At 57.5% G+C, this 20,473-nt stretch carries 18 protein-coding genes and 1 pseudogene; 7 read left to right on the forward strand and 12 right to left on the reverse strand.

Features of this window, described 5'->3' with window-relative positions:
- Positions 1–107: 107 nt before the first annotated feature.
- From hflC to ACEWZM_RS03745, 5 genes are all read right to left on the reverse strand, one after another.
- Positions 108–998 (reverse strand): protease modulator HflC, encoded by an 891-nt coding sequence (hflC, locus tag ACEWZM_RS03725; RefSeq protein WP_414005166.1) that lies wholly within the window; start codon positions 996–998, stop codon positions 108–110.
- Positions 998–2,155 (reverse strand): FtsH protease activity modulator HflK, encoded by a 1,158-nt coding sequence (gene hflK, locus ACEWZM_RS03730; RefSeq protein ID WP_414005167.1) that lies wholly within the window; start codon positions 2,153–2,155, stop codon positions 998–1,000. Before hflK ends, hflC begins: the two co-directional genes overlap by 1 nt.
- Before the next feature lie 69 nt (positions 2,156–2,224).
- Positions 2,225–3,580: a glutathione-disulfide reductase gene (gene gor / locus ACEWZM_RS03735; RefSeq protein ID WP_414005168.1), complete on the reverse strand. Its 1,356-nt coding sequence runs from the start codon at positions 3,578–3,580 to the stop codon at positions 2,225–2,227.
- A gap of 358 nt (positions 3,581–3,938) precedes the next feature.
- Entirely contained in the window at positions 3,939–4,727 is a 789-nt protein-coding gene (gene rpiA, locus ACEWZM_RS03740) for a ribose-5-phosphate isomerase RpiA (RefSeq protein ID WP_414005169.1), read from the reverse strand.
- A 155-nt stretch (positions 4,728–4,882) separates the two neighbouring features.
- Positions 4,883–5,194 carry a Dabb family protein gene (locus ACEWZM_RS03745; protein ID WP_414005170.1) on the reverse strand — a complete coding sequence of 104 codons (312 nt, stop codon included), beginning with the start codon at positions 5,192–5,194 and terminating at the stop codon, positions 4,883–4,885.
- A 213-nt stretch (positions 5,195–5,407) separates the two neighbouring features.
- On the opposite strand from ACEWZM_RS03745, the gene ACEWZM_RS03750 reads away from it, so the two are divergent.
- The 3 genes from ACEWZM_RS03750 to ACEWZM_RS03760 all read left to right on the forward strand — a co-directional run bounded on the left by ACEWZM_RS03750 (position 5,408) and on the right by ACEWZM_RS03760 (position 8,598).
- The gene (locus ACEWZM_RS03750) at positions 5,408–6,154 is read left to right on the forward strand and encodes a glutathione S-transferase family protein (RefSeq protein WP_414005171.1); all 747 of its coding nucleotides are present in this window, start codon (positions 5,408–5,410) and stop codon (positions 6,152–6,154) included.
- Positions 6,154–7,527: an L-serine ammonia-lyase gene (locus ACEWZM_RS03755; RefSeq protein ID WP_414005172.1), complete on the forward strand. Its 1,374-nt coding sequence runs from the start codon at positions 6,154–6,156 to the stop codon at positions 7,525–7,527. The genes ACEWZM_RS03750 and ACEWZM_RS03755 overlap by 1 nt, the downstream gene beginning before the upstream one ends.
- A 108-nt stretch (positions 7,528–7,635) precedes the next feature.
- Positions 7,636–8,598 carry a DMT family transporter gene (locus tag ACEWZM_RS03760; protein WP_414005173.1) on the forward strand — a complete coding sequence of 321 codons (963 nt, stop codon included), beginning with the start codon at positions 7,636–7,638 and terminating at the stop codon, positions 8,596–8,598.
- Positions 8,599–8,622: 24 nt separating this feature from the next.
- On the opposite strand, the gene ACEWZM_RS03765 is transcribed toward ACEWZM_RS03760, so the two are convergent.
- On the reverse strand, positions 8,623–9,327 hold the full coding sequence (locus ACEWZM_RS03765; RefSeq protein WP_414005174.1) for a thiamine diphosphokinase: 705 nt from the start codon (positions 9,325–9,327) through the stop codon (positions 8,623–8,625).
- Between the two features lie 139 nt (positions 9,328–9,466).
- On the opposite strand from ACEWZM_RS03765, the gene ACEWZM_RS03770 reads away from it, so the two are divergent.
- On the forward strand, positions 9,467–11,713 hold the full coding sequence (locus tag ACEWZM_RS03770; RefSeq protein ID WP_462047796.1) for a DNA polymerase III subunit gamma/tau domain-containing protein: 2,247 nt from the start codon (positions 9,467–9,469) through the stop codon (positions 11,711–11,713).
- Between the two features lie 151 nt (positions 11,714–11,864).
- Here ACEWZM_RS03770 and ACEWZM_RS03775 read toward each other — a convergent pair whose 3' ends face one another.
- The 5 genes from ACEWZM_RS03775 to nthA all read right to left on the reverse strand — a co-directional run bounded on the left by ACEWZM_RS03775 (position 11,865) and on the right by nthA (position 15,603).
- Positions 11,865–12,104: a DUF2842 domain-containing protein gene (locus tag ACEWZM_RS03775; RefSeq protein ID WP_414005176.1), complete on the reverse strand. Its 240-nt coding sequence runs from the start codon at positions 12,102–12,104 to the stop codon at positions 11,865–11,867.
- Positions 12,104–13,417 carry an adenylosuccinate synthase gene (locus ACEWZM_RS03780; protein WP_414005177.1) on the reverse strand — a complete coding sequence of 438 codons (1,314 nt, stop codon included), beginning with the start codon at positions 13,415–13,417 and terminating at the stop codon, positions 12,104–12,106. Before ACEWZM_RS03780 ends, ACEWZM_RS03775 begins: the two co-directional genes overlap by 1 nt.
- A 529-nt stretch (positions 13,418–13,946) precedes the next feature.
- The gene (locus ACEWZM_RS03785) at positions 13,947–14,300 is read right to left on the reverse strand and encodes a nitrile hydratase accessory protein (protein ID WP_414005178.1); all 354 of its coding nucleotides are present in this window, start codon (positions 14,298–14,300) and stop codon (positions 13,947–13,949) included.
- A complete protein-coding gene (gene nthB / locus ACEWZM_RS03790) occupies positions 14,297–14,992 on the reverse strand; it encodes a nitrile hydratase subunit beta (RefSeq protein ID WP_414005179.1) in 696 nt (231 codons plus the stop codon). The genes ACEWZM_RS03785 and nthB overlap by 4 nt, the downstream gene beginning before the upstream one ends.
- Positions 14,989–15,603: a nitrile hydratase subunit alpha gene (gene nthA / locus ACEWZM_RS03795; RefSeq protein WP_414007946.1), complete on the reverse strand. Its 615-nt coding sequence runs from the start codon at positions 15,601–15,603 to the stop codon at positions 14,989–14,991. The genes nthB and nthA overlap by 4 nt, the downstream gene beginning before the upstream one ends.
- 338 nt (positions 15,604–15,941) lie before the next feature.
- Here nthA and secG point away from each other — a divergent pair, with 338 nt between their 5' ends.
- Both secG and ACEWZM_RS03805 read left to right on the forward strand, forming a co-directional pair.
- Entirely contained in the window at positions 15,942–16,304 is a 363-nt protein-coding gene (gene secG, locus ACEWZM_RS03800) for a preprotein translocase subunit SecG (RefSeq protein WP_414005180.1), read from the forward strand.
- Positions 16,305–16,565: 261 nt separating this feature from the next.
- Positions 16,566–18,209 carry a CTP synthase gene (locus ACEWZM_RS03805; protein ID WP_414005181.1) on the forward strand — a complete coding sequence of 548 codons (1,644 nt, stop codon included), beginning with the start codon at positions 16,566–16,568 and terminating at the stop codon, positions 18,207–18,209.
- A gap of 332 nt (positions 18,210–18,541) precedes the next feature.
- Here ACEWZM_RS03805 and ACEWZM_RS03810 read toward each other — a convergent pair whose 3' ends face one another.
- Positions 18,542–18,898, reverse strand: a complete 357-nt coding sequence (locus ACEWZM_RS03810) for a cupin domain-containing protein (RefSeq protein ID WP_414005182.1) — start codon at positions 18,896–18,898, stop codon at positions 18,542–18,544.
- 1,206 nt (positions 18,899–20,104) lie between these two features.
- On the opposite strand from ACEWZM_RS03810, the pseudogene ACEWZM_RS03815 reads away from it, so the two are divergent.
- A pseudogene (locus tag ACEWZM_RS03815) lies at positions 20,105–20,438 on the forward strand (DnaJ family domain-containing protein).
- Positions 20,439–20,473: the final 35 nt, after the last annotated feature.

Below are 20,473 nucleotides of genomic sequence, written 5' to 3' on the forward strand. Positions count from 1 at the left end.
AGGGATCAAGCCCGTAGAAAAAAGGGGCCAGCCAACCGGCCAGCCCCCTGTTTGTTTACTCAACAGAGTATTACTCAACTCTGTGCGCAGATGATCTGCGGCATTGATCATTGCTGGGCAGCCGCCGCCGGTTTTCCATTCGAGGATTTCAGATAGTTGAAAAACTCATTGTCTGGCGACAGAACCATTGTGGAGTTCCCGGCTTGAAGCGAGTTCGAATAGGCGTTCAGCGAGCGATAGAACTCAAAGAATTCCGGGTCTGCGCCATAAGCTTCGGCAAAGATCGCGTTCCGCTCCGCATCTGATTCACCGCGAATGATCTCCGCTTCGCGCTGTGCCTCTGAAACCAATTCAACCACGGTCCGGTCAGCCTGTGCGCGGATCCGTTGCGCAGCTTCGTTACCACGGGCGCGTTCATCGGTAGCTTCACGCACACGCTCTGCTCGCATCCGCTCAAAAGTTGCATCAAGGTTTTCGGTTGGCAGATCAGTCCGCTTCAAGCGCACGTCAATAACCGTGATCCCGAGAGCAAGAGCATCAGCAATCGCGCCGTTACGGATCCGCAGCATCAGCGCGGCTCGGTCCGACGACAGGATATCGTTGGAGCTGACCGAGCCGAGGATCTCACGAGTCTGTGCCCGCAGGATTGAATCCAGACGATTTTCCGCTGTGGCAATACCACCGGCACCAACCGCCTGACGGAACCTGTTCACATCAGTGATCCGGTAACGCGCAAAAGCATCAACCACCAAGCGGCGATCATCCGACGGGGTGATTTCAAGCGGGTCAATGTCGCGGCTCAGGATACGGTCATCATAGCGAACGACTTCCTGAATCACTGGGATCTTAAACGCCAGACCCGGCTCTTCCTTAACCGAAACAACCCGGCCGAACTGCAGAACCAGCGCTTTTTCACGCTCGTCCACGATGAACACCGACGACAGCGCCGTAATGACGATAACCACCAGCGCGGGCAGCAAAAGAGTTGTCTTACGCATCAGTTGCTTCCTCCACGGCGCAGTTCATTCAGCGGCAGATATGGTACCACGCCTTGGCCCTCGCCCGATTGCTCATCAAGGATGATCTTATCGACGCGACCCAGCACCTGTTCCATTGTTTCGAGATACAGGCGTTTGCGTGTCACCTCTGGTGCTTTCTCGTATTCGGTCAAAACCGCGCTGAAACGGCTTGCTTCACCTTGGGCTTCGTTCACGACACGCGCACGATAGCCTTCGGCTTTTTCCAGCAGTTCTGCCGCCTGACCACGGGCCTCGGCCAGTGCATTGTTCGCATAGGCATCCGCTTCATTCTGGCGACGGTCGCGCTCCTGTTCTGCAGCCTGAACATCGCGGAAAGCCGCGATCACAGAAGCAGGCGGATCCGCCTTGTCGAAGTTGACACGAATGATGTTAATACCGCTGTCGTAGTCGTCCAGCGTGAACTGGATCAGGTCCTGTAACCGCGATGCAATCGCGCCACGATCCCTGTTCAGAATCGGTGCCAGTTCAGACTGAGCGATAATCTCACGCATCGCAGATTCTGAAACCGCACGGATGGTGGTCCGCGCGTCACGTAGGTTGAACAGGAATTGCGCCGGATCATTGATGTTCCAGACCACCTGGAAATCGATATCAACGATATTCTCATCCCCGGTAAGCATCAGACCCGCATCAGAGCTACGGCCACCGCCGACACCGATGTCTTCGGTCTGTTCTCGGGTCACCGGCAGGATTTCCTTGGTCACCAGTGGCCAGGGAGCAAAGTTCAGGCCCGGCTGTCCGGTCGAGGAATACTTGCCCAGGAAAAGTTCAACCGACTGTTCTTCCGGCTTTACTGTGTAAAAGCTGGCAAAGACCCAGAAACCAACCGCAGCCAATACGCCCAGCGCAATTGTGCCTTTGGTCAGCTGCGGGCCACCCCCGCCGCCGCCAGAGCCACCACGACCGCCGCCGCCAGTACCACCACCGCGACCGCCCATCAGGACGCGCAGCTGTTCCTGGCCTTTTTTCACCAGCTCGTCGATCTCGGGGATCTGACCGTCATCCGGACGGCGTCCGCCACCCCGATTGTCGTCGCCACCTTGGTTGCTGCCATTTTTGCCTGAGCCGCCAGAAGAGCCTCCGCCGCCCCAGGGGCCACCATTATTGCCCGCCATATGTGTCCAATCCCTATCTCGCCGCCCATCGCGGCTTGTTGTTCCTACCTGTGGTTTCTGCCTGAAAAATCAAGCCGTCCGCACCGGTGTCTTCATCGTGACGAGTTCTTCCGACATGGTCGGGTGCACCGCCACGGTACGATCAAAGTCTTCTTTTGTTGCGCCCATCTTAACGGCGATACCCGCGAGCTGTATCATTTCACCAGCCCCAGGAGCGACAATGTGACATCCCAGAACCTTACGCGTGGCCTTAGAGACAATCAATTTCATCAGCACACGCTGCGCACGCCCAGCAAAGGCCTGTTGCATCGGTTTGAACGAGGTCGCGTAGACCTCGATCGGTTCCTGCTCCGCTGCGGCTTCCTCGCTCAAACCCACAGTGCCCATTTCCGGCTGGGTAAAGATCGCCGTCGGGATCAATTCGTGGTCAGGTCTGGTGGGGGTGCCATTAAAGACAGTCTCGACAAAGGCCATGCCTTCACGGATCGCCACCGGCGTCAGGTTCACCCGGTTGGTCACGTCACCCACGGCATAGATCGATGGCACCCCGGTCTGGCTGTATTGGTCCACCACAATGGCACCGGCTCGGTCACGCTCAACGCCCAGCGCCTCGAGGCCAAGATTATCCGCTTTGGGGTTGCGCCCGGTTGCAAACATCACCTGATCGAACAGGTTCTCATCGCCATTGGTCGCCTTGACCCAGATCTTATCGCCCTCTTTGCGCATCTCCAGCGCATTTGTACCCAGATGCAAATCGACGCCCGATTGGCACATTTCTTCCGAAATCAGCCCGCGCGCCTCATCATCAAAGCCACGCAGGATCTGCGCACCGCGGTAATATTGCGTGGTCTTGACACCCAGGCCATTCATGATGCCCGCAAATTCACAGGCGATATAGCCGCCGCCAATGATCAGCATGGTTTCAGGCAGTTTTTCCAGGTGGAAAATCTCGTTTGAGGTGATCGCCAGCTCCGCGCCCGTGATCTCAGGCTTGACCGGCCAGCCGCCCGTCGCGATCAGGATGTGTTTGGCCGTCTTGCGCGTACCATCCGCGAGTTCAACCGTATGGGCATCTGCCAATTTGGCGCGCTGATCGTAGGTCTCGACCTCGTTGTTTTTCAGGATGTTGCGGTAAATGCCCTCTAACCGGTCCAGTTCCGCATGCAGCTTACCCTTGAAGCGGTCCCAGTTGAAATTGCCCGGCGACAGATCCCATCCATAGGCCTGCGCATCTTCGACCATACCCGCGTATTCACTGGCAAACACCATCAGCTTTTTCGGCACGCAACCGCGGATGACACAGGTGCCGCCGTAACGGTCTTCCTCGGCCAGCGCCACCTTGACGCCCTGCTGCGCTGCGACCCGTGCCGCACGCACTCCGCCGGACCCGCCACCAATAACAAAAAGATCGTAATCAAAGCTCATTTCGGTCGCCCTTCTCATATCTTGCGCGAGGTATCACATAGCGCAGAGGTAATTGCCAGTCTCGCAGGTGGGGGTGCGGTACCGAGTTTATAATGCCCTAGGGCGTTTTAGTCGCGAAAGCGTGAAGAGCCCGTGAATAACCAGACATCAAAGGCCCCGGGTCGATGTATCCCGCGAGTACACTTCAGCAACCAACCGGAGCAATTAGAGTGGCACGCAGATTCACCAACAAGAAGCCTCTTCGCCGACCATCAAAGGTCAGGGAAAGGCGCGTCTGGTTTGGTTGGCCAATTCGTGGTCATCAGCGAGACCCAGATACTGCCCATTTGGCAGGAGAACCCGCCTCAGGTATCCCACCTCAATCACTCAGATCCTTAAACAGATTATCAGTCTCGACAAAATCCAGACGGTCGGTTTCCACGGTGCCTTCGTTGATGTCGCGCACCTCGACCTTGCCATCGCCATAGCCCACCACAACGGTATCGCAAATATCAATAAACAGCCCGTTTTCCACCACACCGGGAACTTGGTTCAGCACCAACGCCATCTGCCGAACATTGCCGATGCGGTTAAGATGCAAATCCAGAATGTGATTGCCTTCACCGGTAACAAAGGCAGCATCACCATTCATCCGCAACGTTGTTTTGCGGCCCATGACCTCCATCGCCACCAGTGTTTCCTCCAGCAGCGCCTGAGTCGTCTGCCAGCCAAAGGGGATCACCTCCACAGGCAGTGGAAAAGCTCCAAGGCTCTCGACCTCCTTGGCTTTGTCCGCAATCACCACCATCCGGTCCGAGGCCGTTGCCACGATTTTTTCCTGCAACAACGCCCCACCGCCGCCTTTGACTAGGTTCAGATCCCGGTCGAATTCATCAGCGCCATCAATGGTCAGATCCAGCCATTTCGCCTCATCCAGTGTCTGAATCTCAATCCCAACTTCATGGGCCAGTTCAGCTGTGCGCGTAGAGGTCGGCACGCCCTTTATGCGCAGCCCGTCGTTTTGCACCATCTCTCCGAGACAGCGCACCAGCCAGGCGGCGGTTGATCCGGTGCCGAGCCCGACCCGCATGCCATCCTCAACCATGTCAGCTGCGCGTTTTGCTGCAACAAATTTGGCTTTGTCGATCGGGGACAATTCTCCTGTCATGACAGCGACTCCATACTCTTGTTTATGGGTGTTATAAGCAACTTACCGCACCCGCGCGAGAGGTCATGCCGGTCCTGCCGGAGATTTCGCGCGGCAGTGCCGCCGCTTACTTGCGCCCGGGCAGCCTTGCGACCACCGGCCGCCACGCAAAACGGCTAAGGTGTCTCGAGATCAAAAACGATTATTCCATCCGCACCGCCCACACATAAGTCACAAAGCCGCGCGCCCAATTCCTGATGAGCGGGGTGTTGGGCATAATGGTCCAAGGCACCACGATTGGAAAACCGGACTACGAAGCCTTCACTATAGTTCGGCGATTTCCCTTCAAAATCCCGATTTGGACCAGCATCAAAATCCAGCACGCCCGCAAGCCCGCGCGCAAATGTCGCCAGTTCACTCAGAACATCGCGACACGTCTCTGAAGGGGCGTCCTCACGAAACCGGAAAAACACACAATGTAGGATCACAGGTACGACCTCCGTTCGGGCGATGACCGGTCACTGATGAACCTGTCCCGATACTGCCCGACCCTAGCTCCGCCTGCGCTGACAGAGCAAGGTCAACCTCATGTACAGACGCGCCGACCAGCCAGGCGCAGTGTTTGCGCAAACTGCGTGTTTCCTATTGGAAACGTCGGAAACGGGCGTTACCCATGCCACTAGAAACCTTAGAACGGCTCCATGATGGATATGTACTGCCTGCATTACGCCCCCGACAACGCCTCGCTGGTTATCCGGCTGGCGCTGGAAGAGATGGGTCAGAACTATGAAACTGCTTTGGTTGACCGCCGTGCCGGGGCGCTGCATGACCCCGCCTATCGCGCGCTGAACCCTGCCGGCTTGATCCCTGTATTGGAGACCCCTGACGGGGCTATCTTCGAAACAGCCGCGATTCTTCTGTGGCTGGGCGACCGCCATCCGGACTCAGCATTGGTTCCTGCGGCAAACAGCCCCCAACGTGCAGCCTTACTGAAGTGGCTGTTTCATGCTTCCAACACATTGCATGCGGATCTGCGAATACTGTTTTACCCGGGTAAATACATCGGCGCAGACCCCGAAACTCAACAGCTACTACAGGCCACCATGCAGGAGAGGATCATGGTCCACCTACGCAATCTGGACGCGGCCGCCACTGCTACCCCTTCGCTGTTCACAGCGCCCTCTGCCCCTAACGGAGACGAAGCGTCATCGGGACAGCCCACCGTACTCACGCTGTATCTGGCCTGCATGATGCGCTGGATGGCGCTCTATCCGCGTGACAGCGATCGCAGTTGGTTCCACCTTGCCGACACACCCCAACTGGCCCGGTTGCTTTCCGGGCTTGAGAACCGCCCCAGCACAGCCGCCGCCATCAAGGCCGAAGGTTTAGGCCCCACGCCTTTTACACAGCCGCATCTCGCAAATCCGCCAGAAGGATCAGCCACCTAATGTTTCTCTCCGTCTTCGACATGTTCAAAGTGGGCATTGGCCCTTCGTCCTCGCACACTATGGGACCGATGGTGGCCGCTGCGAAGTTTCTGGATCTGATGCGCACCTCCCCGTTCGAATTCCACGGTTTGCGGGCCTCGCTCCACGGCTCTTTGGCCTTTACAGGCGTTGGCCACGCTACGGATCGCGCCACCATTCTGGGGCTCGCAGGCTATGTGCCGGAATCCTACGATGACACCAAAGCGCAGGCCACTCTGGCCGAGATCGAAGTCAGCGGCACCGTTAGCCCCGAGGGTCTTGGCACACTCGCCTTTATCCCCAAAACTGATCTGGTGTTTGATTACGATCACGCGCTTGACGGCCACGCCAATGGCATGATCCTGATGGCAACCGACGCACAGGGCGATGTAATCCTGCGCCAAGTCTACTACTCCATTGGCGGCGGCTTTGTTCTGACCGAGGAAGAACTCTCCGCCGGCAAAGACACTGACGATGGCGCGCCGGTCCCCTACCCATTTAAGTCAGCCACCGAAATGCTGGAGATGGCCAAAGCCAGCGGCAAAAACATCGCCCAGATGAAACGCAGCAACGAAGTTGCGCGCGGCTGCGCGGAAAGCCTCGCCAAAGGCACGGCCCGCATCTGGCAGGTGATGAATGACTGTATCAATCGCGGTCTCGAACGTGACGGCATCCTGCCCGGTGGCCTGAATGTACGTCGCCGCGCCAAGGGCATTCACGACGCGCTACTGGCTGAGCGCGGCATGAACCTAAAAGCCCCGCACACTATAAATGACTGGATGAGCGTCTATGCGATGGCAGTGAACGAGGAGAACGCGGCTGGCGGTCAGGTCGTGACCGCCCCCACCAATGGGGCCGCCGGAACGCTCCCAGCCGTGATACGCTATTACCTTGACCACGTGCCGGGTGCCTCCGAAAGCCATGTGGAGGATTTTCTCCTGACCGCTGCCGCTATCGCCGGCCTCGTCAAGTTCAACGCCTCTATTTCTGGTGCCGAAGCCGGCTGTCAGGCTGAGGTAGGATCAGCCGCCGCCATGTCCGCGGCAGGTCTCTGCGCCGTTATGGGCGGGACGCCGGAACAGGTGGAAAACGCCGCCGAGATCGCGTTGGAACATCATCTCGGCATGACCTGCGACCCGGTCAAAGGTCTGGTGCAGGTGCCCTGCATCGAGCGCAACGGCCTTGCCGCAATCAAGGCAGTATCCGCCGCCTCGCTCGCATTGCGCGGTGATGGCGAGCACTTCGTACCACTCGACGCTTGTATTGAAACGATGCGCCAGACAGGTGCCGACATGCATGACAAATACAAAGAAACCTCGCTCGGCGGTCTGGCTGTCAACGTTCCGAATTGCTGACGCCATAAGACCCATTACGCGGGGTGTGCGACCAACGTCGTACACCCCCAACCTTACAAATCTCAACCGCTGCTTGCATCCATCTAACGCCGCGTCTAGCGTCGCCGCATGACACACGATCGCCCCTCTCTTGGTATCCTGCTCATGTTTGGGTTTTGCGTTGTTGCCCCCCTGGGCGACGCCGTGGCCAAACTGCTGGGCGCACATATTCCACTGGGGCAATTGTTGTTTGTCCGCTTCGCCGCGCAGGTTCTGCTGTTGGTTCCATTGATCTGGGCAACCGGACGGATGTGGCAGATGCGGGGGCGCGTGCTCTGGCTGACCTTTCTGCGGACCCTTCTGCATATCGCAGGGATCGGAGCGATGTTCACCGGCCTTAAATACCTGCCGCTGGCAGATGCGGTGGCGATCGCCTTCGTCATGCCGTTCATCATGCTTCTGCTCGGCAAATATGTCCTCAAAGAAGAGGTCGGACTGGTGCGCCTTATGGCCTGCATTGTCGGCTTTGGTGGCACGTTGCTGGTCATACAACCCAGTTTTGCCGAAGTAGGCCTTCACGCGCTGTGGCCACTGATGGTTGCAGTGGTTTTTGCCCTGTTCATGCTCGTCACCCGCAAGATTGCCAAGGACACCGATCCGGTTGGCCTGCAGGCAGTCTCGGGCACCATGGCCTGCGTCATGATGATACCGGTGATGTTGCTTGGACAGGTTACGGATGTCCCGATGTTGGCGCTGGTGATGCCTACGCCCACTCAATGGGGGCTACTCGCAGCAATTGGCAGCCTTGGCACTGCAGCGCATCTTCTGATGACCTGGAGCCTTCGGTATGCACCGGCGGCCACGCTGGCTTCCATGCAATATCTGGAAATTCCGGTGGCCGCACTCTTTGGCTGGTGGATCTTTGCCGATCTGCCCAACGGTATTGCCGCGGTCGGCATTGTAGTCACTGTCGCGGCCGGGCTGTTCGTAATACTGCGCGAACGGCATATCCAGTCCCGTCAGTCAGCGGCAACCAAGAATAGCCTGCTGACTGAAGACCCACCCGTTGCCCCGGAGCAAGCGCCCGTCTGAAACAGGCTGCCGTCTGGCCTTACCCTAGTCTCGCACCGCTGGTTCAACACGCGTCAGTTCCGCATGCGCCTTTTCGACCAACGCTTGGGTAACCAGACCCAAACGCACTCGCGGCAGGATCACCAGCATCCCCGGACCATTCGCGCGCAATCGAACCGGCCCCTCCGCCCGGTTTGAAGTCCCCACCCGCGCCATCGGATCCAGGTGCAGGCCCTCGATGGGCCATTCCAGCCCCTCCGACCAACCGGTTACCTGCTGCATCGGAAACAGCGATACCACCTCGCCCGGTTCAAGCGGCAAAGCAATCTCGCCGCGCAGATGAAATACAACCTCCTGCGGCCCCAGCAGGACGCAAGGGCTCGGGTGGGGTTGCATCAGTGTATTGAAGCCAGCCAATTGATGATCAATCCGCCCACCCAGAAACCCAACACCCAGTACGACTGGCGCATCAATCATCCTCAACGCTTTGTCGAAGTCTGTAGTGGTCTGCTCTGCAACATGATGCAGCGCATCTGAGGGGAGGTCTGCCTGCACATCCGCTGACAGAGAATCTAAATCGCCAATCACAGCCACCGGCATATATCCCGCCGCTAACGCAGCCGCCGCGCCACCATCCGCAGCCACCAGTGTCGGCGCCAGCGCCAGAGCCGCCTCCAGATCACCGGGATCCAACGCCCCTGCACCAATCAGTGTCACAGGCTCAAACCGTTCAACAATAAGCTCTTTCATGCTGGAATTACTCGCAGAAAAGGAAACAGACCACAATCTGAACACAAAATGATACGATCAATTGCACGGATTCGGGCGGAATTTGACCCCCTGCGCCTTCAACGTGAACGGCAATGACTTTGGCGAGGACACCTATCCGATGGTACAGAATAACAAGGTTCTAACAGTCTCCTACGGGACTTTCTCCTGCACATTGGAAGGGTTCGATGATTCATTTGGCACCATGAAGGCGATCGCGGAGTATTTTCGTGATCTGGCGTCAGATGACCGCTATTTCGGGGCTGAGCCGCCTCAACCGGATGCGGAAATGCTTGCCCGCATCGCACAGCGAGAGGTCGCCCGTCAGGTAGAGGCGCGGACGAGCTCTGAAGGCATACATCTGCGCGCAGCCACCCTGCCCGTTCCGGCCGCCGAGACTCCACCTCAGCCAGTTGACGATGTACCCCAGCCTCAAACCGCTGAACCCGTTTTTGTAGCGGAACCCCCTGTTACGCCTAGCGCAGTACCGGCAGAACCACAGGACGCTATTTCAGAAGCTGCCGAAACTGCGGCGCCCAAACCCGTCGCATCCGTGGCAAAGGTGCAGGTAAAACCAACTGAACAAGCCCCTCCACCCGCAGCGCCATCTGCACCAGCCGCTGAGGCCGTAGCTGCTGAACCAGTGGCAGAGCCAGAGTCAACAGCAAGTGCTGATGGTTCGGCCGAGAGCATTGCCGCCAAATTGCGCCGCATCCGCGAGGTCGTCGCCAAAACGCCAACAGATGAGTTTAACGAAGACCAACATGCCGATCAGGTGCGCGAAGAAGCTGTAAAAGACATCACCAATGCTCTCTCGGCAGATCACGACGCCGATCACATTGATATCAATGAGTACGTCGAGGGCGACCTTGATGACGCAATAGAATCAGACCGCGACGAGGAAATTGCCAATGCGCTTAGTCATCTCGACCTAGGCACTGCAACAGCCGAGACTGAGGCACCGGTTGTTCCGAATGCGCCCGAAGGTGCAGTAGAATTCTTCAGCGAGAGCAACACCCAGGGTGATGAAGATGTTGCCTCCACAGATTTGGAAGACGAAGCAGATAGCGATCTGAATGATGGTGATCAAAACGATATAGCCACCGAACAGACTATAGCAGCCGCACCAGAAACGGACACCCCGCCAGCAGCGCAGCAGCCGGACACCGCCCAAACCGATACCCCAAAACGAACCAAACGTAGTCGCATTGTCCGGGTTACACGCCGCGAACTCGACGCAGCAACAGCCACCGGCGAATTGCAAGAAGTGGCCGACGCTGAAGAAAACGCGCCGGTTCCAGGAACCGATCCTGTGACATTGCAGGAACCTGAGATGCAGCAGGAAGAAGCCGCAATTCCCGCGCCGAAACCTCAGCCAGACAGCAGCCTGTCACCTGATGATGAGGCTGAATTGCTCGCTGAACTCGCGGCAGTTGAAGCAGATCTGCTTGGCACTGATCATATTGAGGACACGCCAGAAGATGCGGCTGAAGATTTGGTCGCGGATGGTGAGGATGAAGACGCCACATTAGAGGACGCGGCGATCGACACCACAGCGGTCCACGCACCTATTCAGTCTCCGGCGGAAGACATCCAGGCAAACGCCACGATCAGCACCCCGGCGGAAGCCGCAGCCGCTGTCGCAGTTCAACCGAGCGCGAAACGCGGTGCAACCAGCACCGCCGATAGTGATATTGCGCGTCTGATGGCCTCAGCCGATGAACGGTTGGAAGACCCGGAAAACACGACATCTCGCGAGACATACAGCCAGCTCCGCGCAGTCATGGCCGCTGCTTCAAGCGAACGTGGGGCCGGTGGCGCATTGGAAAACAAGGACGAGGCACAGGTTTACCGCGACGATCTAGCCAGCGTGGTACGCCCCCGTCGGCCTGAATCCCGCCCCGAAGCGCGCGACACTGACGATCAACGCCCAGCGAAACCCAGCCGCCGCCCAGCGCCACTGAAGCTGGTGCAGGAACAACGCATTGACGACAGCGCTGCGTCTCCCGCAGCACCGGTTCGTCCGCGCCGCGTCTCTGCTGCCGTTCTTACCGAAGACGCGACACGCGACATCGGCAGCGAAGGTGGCTTTGCCGCATATGCGGAAAAAACCGGCGCAGTTGAACTCGCCGAACTTCTGGAAGCCGCGGCCGCCTACATGAGCTTTGTCGAAGGTCGCGATCACTTCTCGCGCCCACAGCTGATGAACAAGGTCCGTGACGTCGATGGCACAGAATTCAACCGAGAAGACGGGCTGCGCAGCTTTGGTCAGCTCCTTCGCGACGGCAAAATCGAGCGCGCCGACAATGGTCGCTTTACTGCCTCGGGCCAGATTGGCTTCAAGCCAGGCAATCGTGCCGCTGGCTGAGCCGACGTTTCGTAACGAAAAAAGGCGGCCCCGCGAGGCCGCCTTTTTCAATTTCAATGCATATCTGCCACCGGCCTTTAAGGCAAACTCCGGGGTCGGAAAGACCCTCGGGTGAGCAACAAGCCAAGCCGAGAGGGCAATGCCCCTCTGCTCAGTTCTGATCCGGGTTATCAGGGTCCGCCTTGCCGACACCGCGAAAAACGAATTTGAACGGAACGATCCACAAGATGCCCAGCAGCACATAAACGATCAGCTCGACCAGCATCGACGGACGGTCGAGCCAGCTGATCAGATTGATCGCCAGCACGACATAGACAGGCATCCCGATCAACAAGATCACCAAAGCCCAGCGCCGCCGCGCCTTATAACTCAGCCCGCCATCATCCGACATCAGTCAGCAAAGGGATCGGTCACCAGAATGGTGTCGTCCCGCTCCGGGCTGGTGGAAAGCAATGCAACAGGGCAGTCGATCAGCTCTTCCACTCGTTTCACGTATTTGATCGCATTGGCCGGAAGGTCGTTCCAGCTGCGTGCGCCTTCGGTGGACTCGCTCCAACCCGGCATTTCTTCATAAATCGGGGTGCAGCGTGCCTGCTGATCCGCCGCAGTCGGCAGATAGTCCAGGCGTTCCCCGTCCAGATCATAGCCAACACAGATTTTCAGCGTCTCAAACCCGTCCAGCACGTCCAGCTTGGTCAGGGAAATACCGGTGATGCCGGACGTCGCACAGGTCTGACGAACAAGGCAGGCATCAAACCAACCGCACCGTCGCTGACGGCCGGTTGTGGTGCCGAACTCATGGCCACGGGTACCCAGACGGTCGCCATCGGCATCGGGCGTGCCATCTTCGTTCAGCAGCTCGGTCGGAAACGGTCCCTCACCCACGCGGGTGGTATAAGCTTTCACAATACCAAGCACATAGTCGATTGAACCGGGGCCGATACCCACACCAGTGGCGGCCTGCCCGGCAATCACATTAGATGAGGTCACAAAGGGGTATGTACCAAAATCAATATCAAGCAGAGCGCCTTGGGCCCCTTCAAACAGGATCCGCTTGCCTGCTTTGCGCTTCTCGTTCAGCACTTTCCAAACCGGTGCGGCAAAGGGCAGGATTTCGGATGCGATCTCTTTGAGCTGTGCGATCAGCCCGTCACGATCCACCGCTTCGATGCCAAGACCTTTGCGCAACGGATCATGGTGCTGCAGCGCACGATCAACACGAGCCACCAGCGTGGCTTCATCCGCCAGATCCGCCACGCGAATGCCCCGACGGCCAACCTTATCCTCATAGGCCGGACCAATGCCACGACCCGTTGTACCGATTTTGGTGCCCTTGGAAGCCGCTTCTTCGCGTGCGCGATCCAACTCGCCGTGCAGTGGCAGGATCAGCGGTGTGTTTTCCGCGATCATCAGTGTCGCAGGAGAGATATCAACCCCCTGCGCACGCACCGTTGCGATCTCTTTCATCAGGTGCCAAGGATCCAGAACCACGCCGTTGCCAATGACCGAGAGCTTGCCACCGCGCACCACACCCGAAGGCAGCGCATGCAGTTTGTAGACTTTGCTGTCGATCACCAGCGTATGCCCGGCGTTGTGGCCGCCTTGAAAACGCGCAATGACATCAGCGCGTTCGCTGAGCCAATCGACAATCTTGCCTTTACCTTCGTCACCCCATTGGGCGCCGACTACCACGACATTGGCCATCTCAGGTCCTCATGTATGCTGGTTGAAACCGACGCCCCGTATAGCGAGGCGGTGCAGACAGGGGAACCGGTTTTTCGTCGCAGGGTGCGGGAATCCACTGCAAATCCCCCTCTCAACCTTCGCCAAGCCCTGCATAAGACCTGTAAACGTGCTGACAAATCACCATTGCGACGGCGTTAACCAAAGCGTTCGATGCTGATATTGCGCCAGGACCGTGCTCTGCGTTCATTTGTTTTCCCGGTGAATCTGTCAGTCTAGCAGCGATCGATCACCTCACCTGCGATGGGTTACTTAACCCCCTCGCGCCCAAGGCCACAGGAGACCGCTCCGATCTCATCGGGGACGCGTCAGGATATCCTGCCAGTGCAGGCCCAACTGGACCTGTCCACCTCCACCAGCGGCGCCGCCTCTTAGTCTTTGGCCCGCCCGACACACGATACCAATGCAAATGATCGGATAGATTGTCAGCGACACATATGAAGGAGCAGCAGCACTGACGGCCAACACATACCGCCAACATATATTGTGCTTAGCGATCGTCGTGCAGATGCACTGGCGCGCCATGCGGTGTTGTAAGATAGGCCTCTTCCCAGCGCGCCCGTATAACCTCGGCATCGGCTGGCGCGACCTGACCTGTTTCCGCAAGAAAGGTTTCCAACGTCTCCAGCCAAGCGGCGAAATAATCTTCGCCACCGTTCAAATCCCGGTTCAGACCGTGCTGGCGCAGGGTTGTCGAAAACCTAGTTACCCAGTCCCCCCAGGAAAACGCCCCGCTTTCATTCAAGTGCACCGTCAGCGCAAAGAGCTGAGCATGCCAAGGCTGGTCAAAGGCTGGCTCCCGGCGATTAACCCTCTGTGGTACCTTGGCGTTTTCAGAAATCATGCTGGCACCAGATAGCTCTGCCAGAGATCCAGAACAACCTCGTCACACGGGTCTTCCGCATGGTTCCACAACTCACCCGCCGGGAAGCTCACCGCATACAGCGGCTCTGGTGCTTCACCCAAACCATGCGCTGCACTGTCAGGCAGTACATGGGTGCCATGCAAACGAAAAATACGCCCCGTCGCGCCGACTGCGTAGGTTGGCAAACGTGTATGCCCCCCCGCCACCAGACGGTTGCCGCCTGGGCGACGGCATCGTACCGCGTCACCAACCGCAAACACGGCCGTTATATCGCTTGGGCGATCTGCCGGACCACCCTTGGCAAGAGCTGCGGCGACATCCGGCGCTTTCAGCGCACGGGCCGCGAGCGGATGCGGGGCCACGCCATCCGTGCCCGTGCCAGCATCGACCGAGGTCAAATCCTCGCGGCTCAGCACGCCTTTCTCCACCAGCAGAACTGCCAGACCGGCCAGCCATTTCTCATAGTAGGAAAATCGCATGTAGTCCAAAGGCGCCAGCCGTTCGCGCGCATGGCGCGAGGTGTCGATATTCCACTGCCCCAGCGCCCCGCAGGCCAATGTTACTGCTAGCGCACGGGCATGCCAATCTTCGGCAAAGACCGGTGCATCGCGACCGGCGGGTTGGATATGCCCATCGCCGAATCGCCCCCCCATGTCATGTAACCGGCTCAAGCGAACACCTTTGGAATATCCATACCGATCATGCTGTCACGACTCACCAACTCGGTCAGCGCGTCTTCACTCAACCCTTCGGTGCCTTCAGGGCGCATTGGCAGTACCAAATAGCGGACCTCGGCAGTGGAATCCCAAACACGAACTGACGTGCCTTCGGGCAGGGTTACGCCAAAATCACTTAGCACTTTGCGCGGTTCTCGCACGGCGCGGGCGCGATAGGCATCCGATTTATACCAGCCCGGCGGTATCCCCAACAGCGGCCACGGATAACAGCTGCATAGGGTGCACACGACCATATTATGCTGCAAAGGCGTGTTCTCGACCACGACCATATGCTCACCCTGACGGCCATAATAATCAAGACCTGCTAGCACTGGATCGGCATCGGCTAGCAGCTGTTCCTTAAACACCGGATCGCTCCAGGCACGTGCCACCACACGGGCACCGTTTGAGGGGCCAATCCGATTCTGATATATATCGATGATCTCATCCAGCGCAGCGGGATCAATCAGCCCTTTGCGGGCCAAAACTGTCTCCAGCGTCTTAACGCGCAGGGCAGGATCAGAGGGCAACAGGGCGTGCGGGGCATCAGCGTGATCATGGGGCATAGTGCGAGACTGCCCCCAGCGGCGCAGACCTGTCCAGTCACAATCTGTCACGGATCCGATCAACATCGCTGATGCGACATGACCAGCCCTAAAACCTACGAACAACCACACGCCTGTCACTCACCGGACGCCTGCCATAGGGGCCAAAGCCTCCCCTCCCACACCGACCAGGACATAGCCATTTTAGGGGCCGCTTTTTAGTCGCTTTTGGAGTGGATTTGATGCGCCATTACGCCCGCAATCCGGTGTTCTCCGCCGTTCGGCAAACTGAGCCCTTGCCCCTCAGAGCAATCTTCCCTATTTACCGCCCGATACTCAGCCAACCGCCGTAGGATCCTATGGAAAACGTCGTACTCATCATCCATCTTCTTCTGGCCCTGGGGCTGATTGCAGTTGTTCTTTTGCAGCGCTCCGAAGGCGGAGGTCTTGGCATGGGCGGCGGTGGCGGCGGTGCCATGTCCGGTCGTGCGGCGGCCACGGCTACAAGTAAGGTGACATGGGCTCTGGCCATTGCCTTTATCTGCACGTCGATCACCCTGACCATTCTCGCGGCTCAAAAATCCGCAGGCTCATCAGTTGCTGACCGTCTCTCTGCCCCTACGGCCGAAGGTGCAGCCGATGCACCAGAAGCCCCGCTTGGCAGCGATCTGCTGCCACCCGTACAGGGTGACAACGCGCCGCTGGTTCCCAGCGCAGACTAAGTCCGGCACAAGGTCCGGGCCGTTGGATTCGGCCCGGCGCGTCTCAGACGTCCGGGAAAATCCACCAAAGACAACTGCGTGTGACGCAGGATTCGCAAGAATCTACTAGACTTAGAATAAACAAAAGCAGCCGTAACAGCATCTTGCGGCTTGCTTGCGCATTTTGCGCGAATCCTTTATATGTAAAGCCCCGTGATGCTGCGGTTTTTGCAACCGCCGGGCAGCTGAATTCTGACTTCTCACGGGGGCAGCCGAACACTCATGGCGCGTTTCATTTTCATTACTGGCGGTGTTGTATCATCACTGGGCAAAGGGTTGGCGTCCGCCGCTCTTGGGGCACTTTTGCAGGCCCGCGGTTATTCCGTCCGTCTGCGTAAACTGGACCCCTATCTGAACGTCGATCCGGGCACGATGAGCCCGTTCGAACATGGCGAGGTCTTTGTCACCGACGATGGTGCCGAAACCGATCTCGACCTTGGTCACTACGAACGCTTTACAGGCGTTGCCGCCCGCAAGACCGACTCGGTCTCCTCGGGTCGGATCTATTCCAACGTGTTGGAAAAAGAACGTCGCGGTGACTACCTTGGCAAGACCATTCAGGTCATTCCGCATGTAACAAATGAAATCAAAGACTTCATCTCCATTGGCGAAGATGAAGTTGATTTCATGCTCTGCGAAATCGGCGGCACTGTTGGCGACATCGAAGGCCTGCCCTTCTTTGAAGCCATCCGTCAGTTCGCTAATGACAAGGCGCGTGGTCAGTGTATCTTTATGCACCTGACGCTGCTGCCCTACATCAAGGCCTCGGGCGAGCTGAAGACCAAGCCGACACAGCACTCGGTAAAGGAGCTGCGCTCCATCGGTCTGGCACCGGATATTCTGGTCTGCCGTTCCGAAGGTCCGATCCCCCATAAGGAACGCGAAAAGCTGGCACTGTTCTGCAATGTTCGCGCTGATAGCGTGATTGCTGCGCAGGATCTGAAATCGATCTACGAGGCCCCACTGGCCTATCACCGCGAGGGTTTAGATCAGGCGGTTCTGGATGCCTTTGGCATCGCTCCTGCCCCCAAACCCAAACTGTCGCGTTGGGAAGATGTGGCCGATCGCATCTACAACCCGGAAGGCGAAGTCAAAATCGCCATCGTGGGTAAATACACCCAGCTGGAAGATGCATATAAATCTATCGCTGAGGCTCTGACCCACGGCGGCATGTCCAACCGGGTGAAGGTCAAAATCGAATGGGTCGACGCCGAACTGTTCGACAAGGAAGATGCCGCCCCATACCTGCAAGGCTATAATGCCATTCTGGTTCCCGGCGGCTTTGGCGAGCGTGGCACCGAAGGCAAGATCAAGGCTGCGCAATACGCCCGCGAACAAAAGCTGCCCTACTTGGGCATTTGCCTAGGCATGCAGATGGCGGTAATCGAAGCAGCCCGCAATGTGGCCGGCATCAGCGAAGCGGGATCTGAGGAATTCGACCACGAAGCAGGCAAGAAACGCTTCGAGCCTGTGGTCTATCACCTCAAGGAATGGGTCCAGGGCAACCACACCGTCGCGCGCAAAGTTGATGACGACAAAGGTGGCACAATGCGCCTAGGGTCCTACAACGCCACACTGGCCGAAGGCTCCAAAGTGGCCGAGGTCTATGGTACCACCAAGATTGAGGAACGCCACCGTCACCGCTATGAGGTGGACACCAAATACCGTGAGCAGCTGGAAGCCTGCGGCCTGAACTTCTCGGGCATGTCCCCCGATGGCCGCCTGCCCGAAATCGTTGAATGGTCCGATCACCCATGGTTCATTGGCGTACAGTTCCACCCCGAGCTGAAGTCGAAGCCATTTGATCCTCACCCGCTGTTCGACGATTTCGTTCGCGCGGCCAAGGAAGCCTCGCGTCTGGTCTAAGAGTTTTCGTCACAGGCGGGACACTATCTCGCCTGTTGTCTTCTCAGATCAGGTGAACGCATCTTTTCAGGCTCCGCGCCGTCAACAGATCTCAATCAATACAAAGGCGGGCACTGCAGCCCGCCTTTTTTACATTCAACCAAAGCATAGACTGTCAAATAGTTTTGGCCTCCCCGCCAAATACTGAACCTAAAGGGTCATAGCCAAACTTTTCCATGCCCACTGTCGAGCATAGGTTGCTTTTCCATACCAGTGATATGCGTGAAATATCCAACGAGCCCAAAAGGCATGCTGCTGAGGACAGCTTATCTGTCGGCTTATTCCACCCCGAATTAAATGCGCGGCTTAGGCGCTGGTTCTCGGTCTGAGTCGCCCGAGTTTGGCTCTCCTTTGGGCTCAATCAAAAGAACTTTGACTTCTTTTTCTGCTCTGGGGCGATGCACAACACCCTTGGGAACGATGAATAATTCTCCAGCCTTAACCATGCGGGATGGTTCGCCTTCGATGTCCATCACCATCTCGCCTTCCAGAACGTAAAAGAAGTCATCCGTCGTATCATGTTTATGGTACGGGTATTCGCCAATGAATTTCACCACCATGACGTCATTCTGATTGTAATCCGCAATCACATGTGGATCCCAATGGCTCGAGAATTTGGATAGTTTTTCGCTGAGGTTGACGGTCTTCATGTCGATTATTTCCCTGCATGGTGCAGAATAATTCTTCACATGGTCCGGATGATGATGCAACTACAGCGACAGCTAGCTAGATCCACATAGCAGCCGTTGATGACCGGCGCGTCATCGGCCATGGCTGAGGCTTTCCCCTGAACGGCTGCTTGTGGGAAATCCGGCCGACGTTTCCGCGCCTGCGAGCTAGCGATTGCAGCAGGCAGCACGAATGTCTACTTAGGGCTGCCTCCGGCCACCTGACGATGCTCAGTCAGCCGTCCAGACGCGCGATCATGACGCCGCCGCTGCAAAGGCTGCTTTGCGCCCCAAAACCTGCATGATGCTACAGTGTGACCCGATGCCGGCTTCGCAGTTGAAACATCTAGCTCAACTTCCTTTTTCCACGCAGTATTTGGCTTCTTAGACGTGATCGACCATCCCGCGTTTTAAGCTCTGTAACATCATCATCTAGGTCTTCCTCGGTTTCCCAGAAATCAACGCTGCCGTTCAGGCGCGCTCAGGACGCTGCGCTTCGGCAAAGCAGATCCGAACCCTCTCTGTTTAACGCGGCACCGTCCCTCAATGACGGCTGTTTCGGCGCTGTCGATGTCCAACTATTCAACCTGGCCCGAGGTCGCCGTAAGGCCAATGACGACCTGACAGAGAGCAGCCCACTGCAAATTGTGCTGCGAACCGGCGTCAGCTTAATGGAAATTCGCAAAAAACTGATCTCTTCTCATAGCAGCCCAAGCGATCGAACTCCTAGGTTTGAGATGTACGGCAACACAAGGAAATCGAAAATGAAACGCTTCAACACCATCACAAAACTGACTGCGACACCCGCTCTCATCATCACTCTGTCAGCCAGCGGCGCCATGGCGCAACCAGCTCATCACGACCGTTCAGCGGCGCCTCACAGCACGCATACGATCGCTCACGAGAAAGCAACGTCTAACACCGAGACAAAACCAGTGCCACTGGAGCGACGAAGCAAACTCATCACGGCGTACACACACAATTTCAGATCACATACATAGGTAAGGAAAACACGGGCGCGCTTCTGATATCAGCGAAAAATGTGCTTAGTATACTGGGGAATAGTGCGTTCCAAAAACAGCGGAGTTCGCTGTGGCAAGTGGTGGGGCGCTCAGCGAGAACTGGATGGGACAGCCCACATTCGCTATACTATTTGCACATATCTAAGAGATGGGTTGGGAGAACGGCATGATCCGCGCATTCCGAAATCTTGTTGAACGCCAGATATCGAAGGCACAGACCGGCGGTCAGTTGCAAGGGCTGGACGGTGCAGGCAAGCCACTCCCCGACCGCCGGGCCGAGACCTTTGAGGATGCCGGAGTGGCCGTCGGCATGCGAACGATGGCGCAGGCGGGTGTGTTGCCAGAAGAGTTTCCTCTGAAAGCGCAGCTCGCGACAGCACGTAAAGATTACCTTGCATTGAACGACCTAAGCGCGCGCAGGGCCGCCATGGCCCGGATCTCGGATTTGGAAATGCGCTACAATTATGGCACGGGATGCGCGTAGGTCCTTTCTACGCTAGTGCCCTGCGGAACGCTCCGCCTTTCCAACAAAGGA

The sequence above is a fragment of the Phaeobacter cretensis genome (assembly GCF_047372505.1).
GTDB classification, from domain to species: Bacteria; Pseudomonadota; Alphaproteobacteria; order Rhodobacterales; family Rhodobacteraceae; genus Phaeobacter; species Phaeobacter cretensis.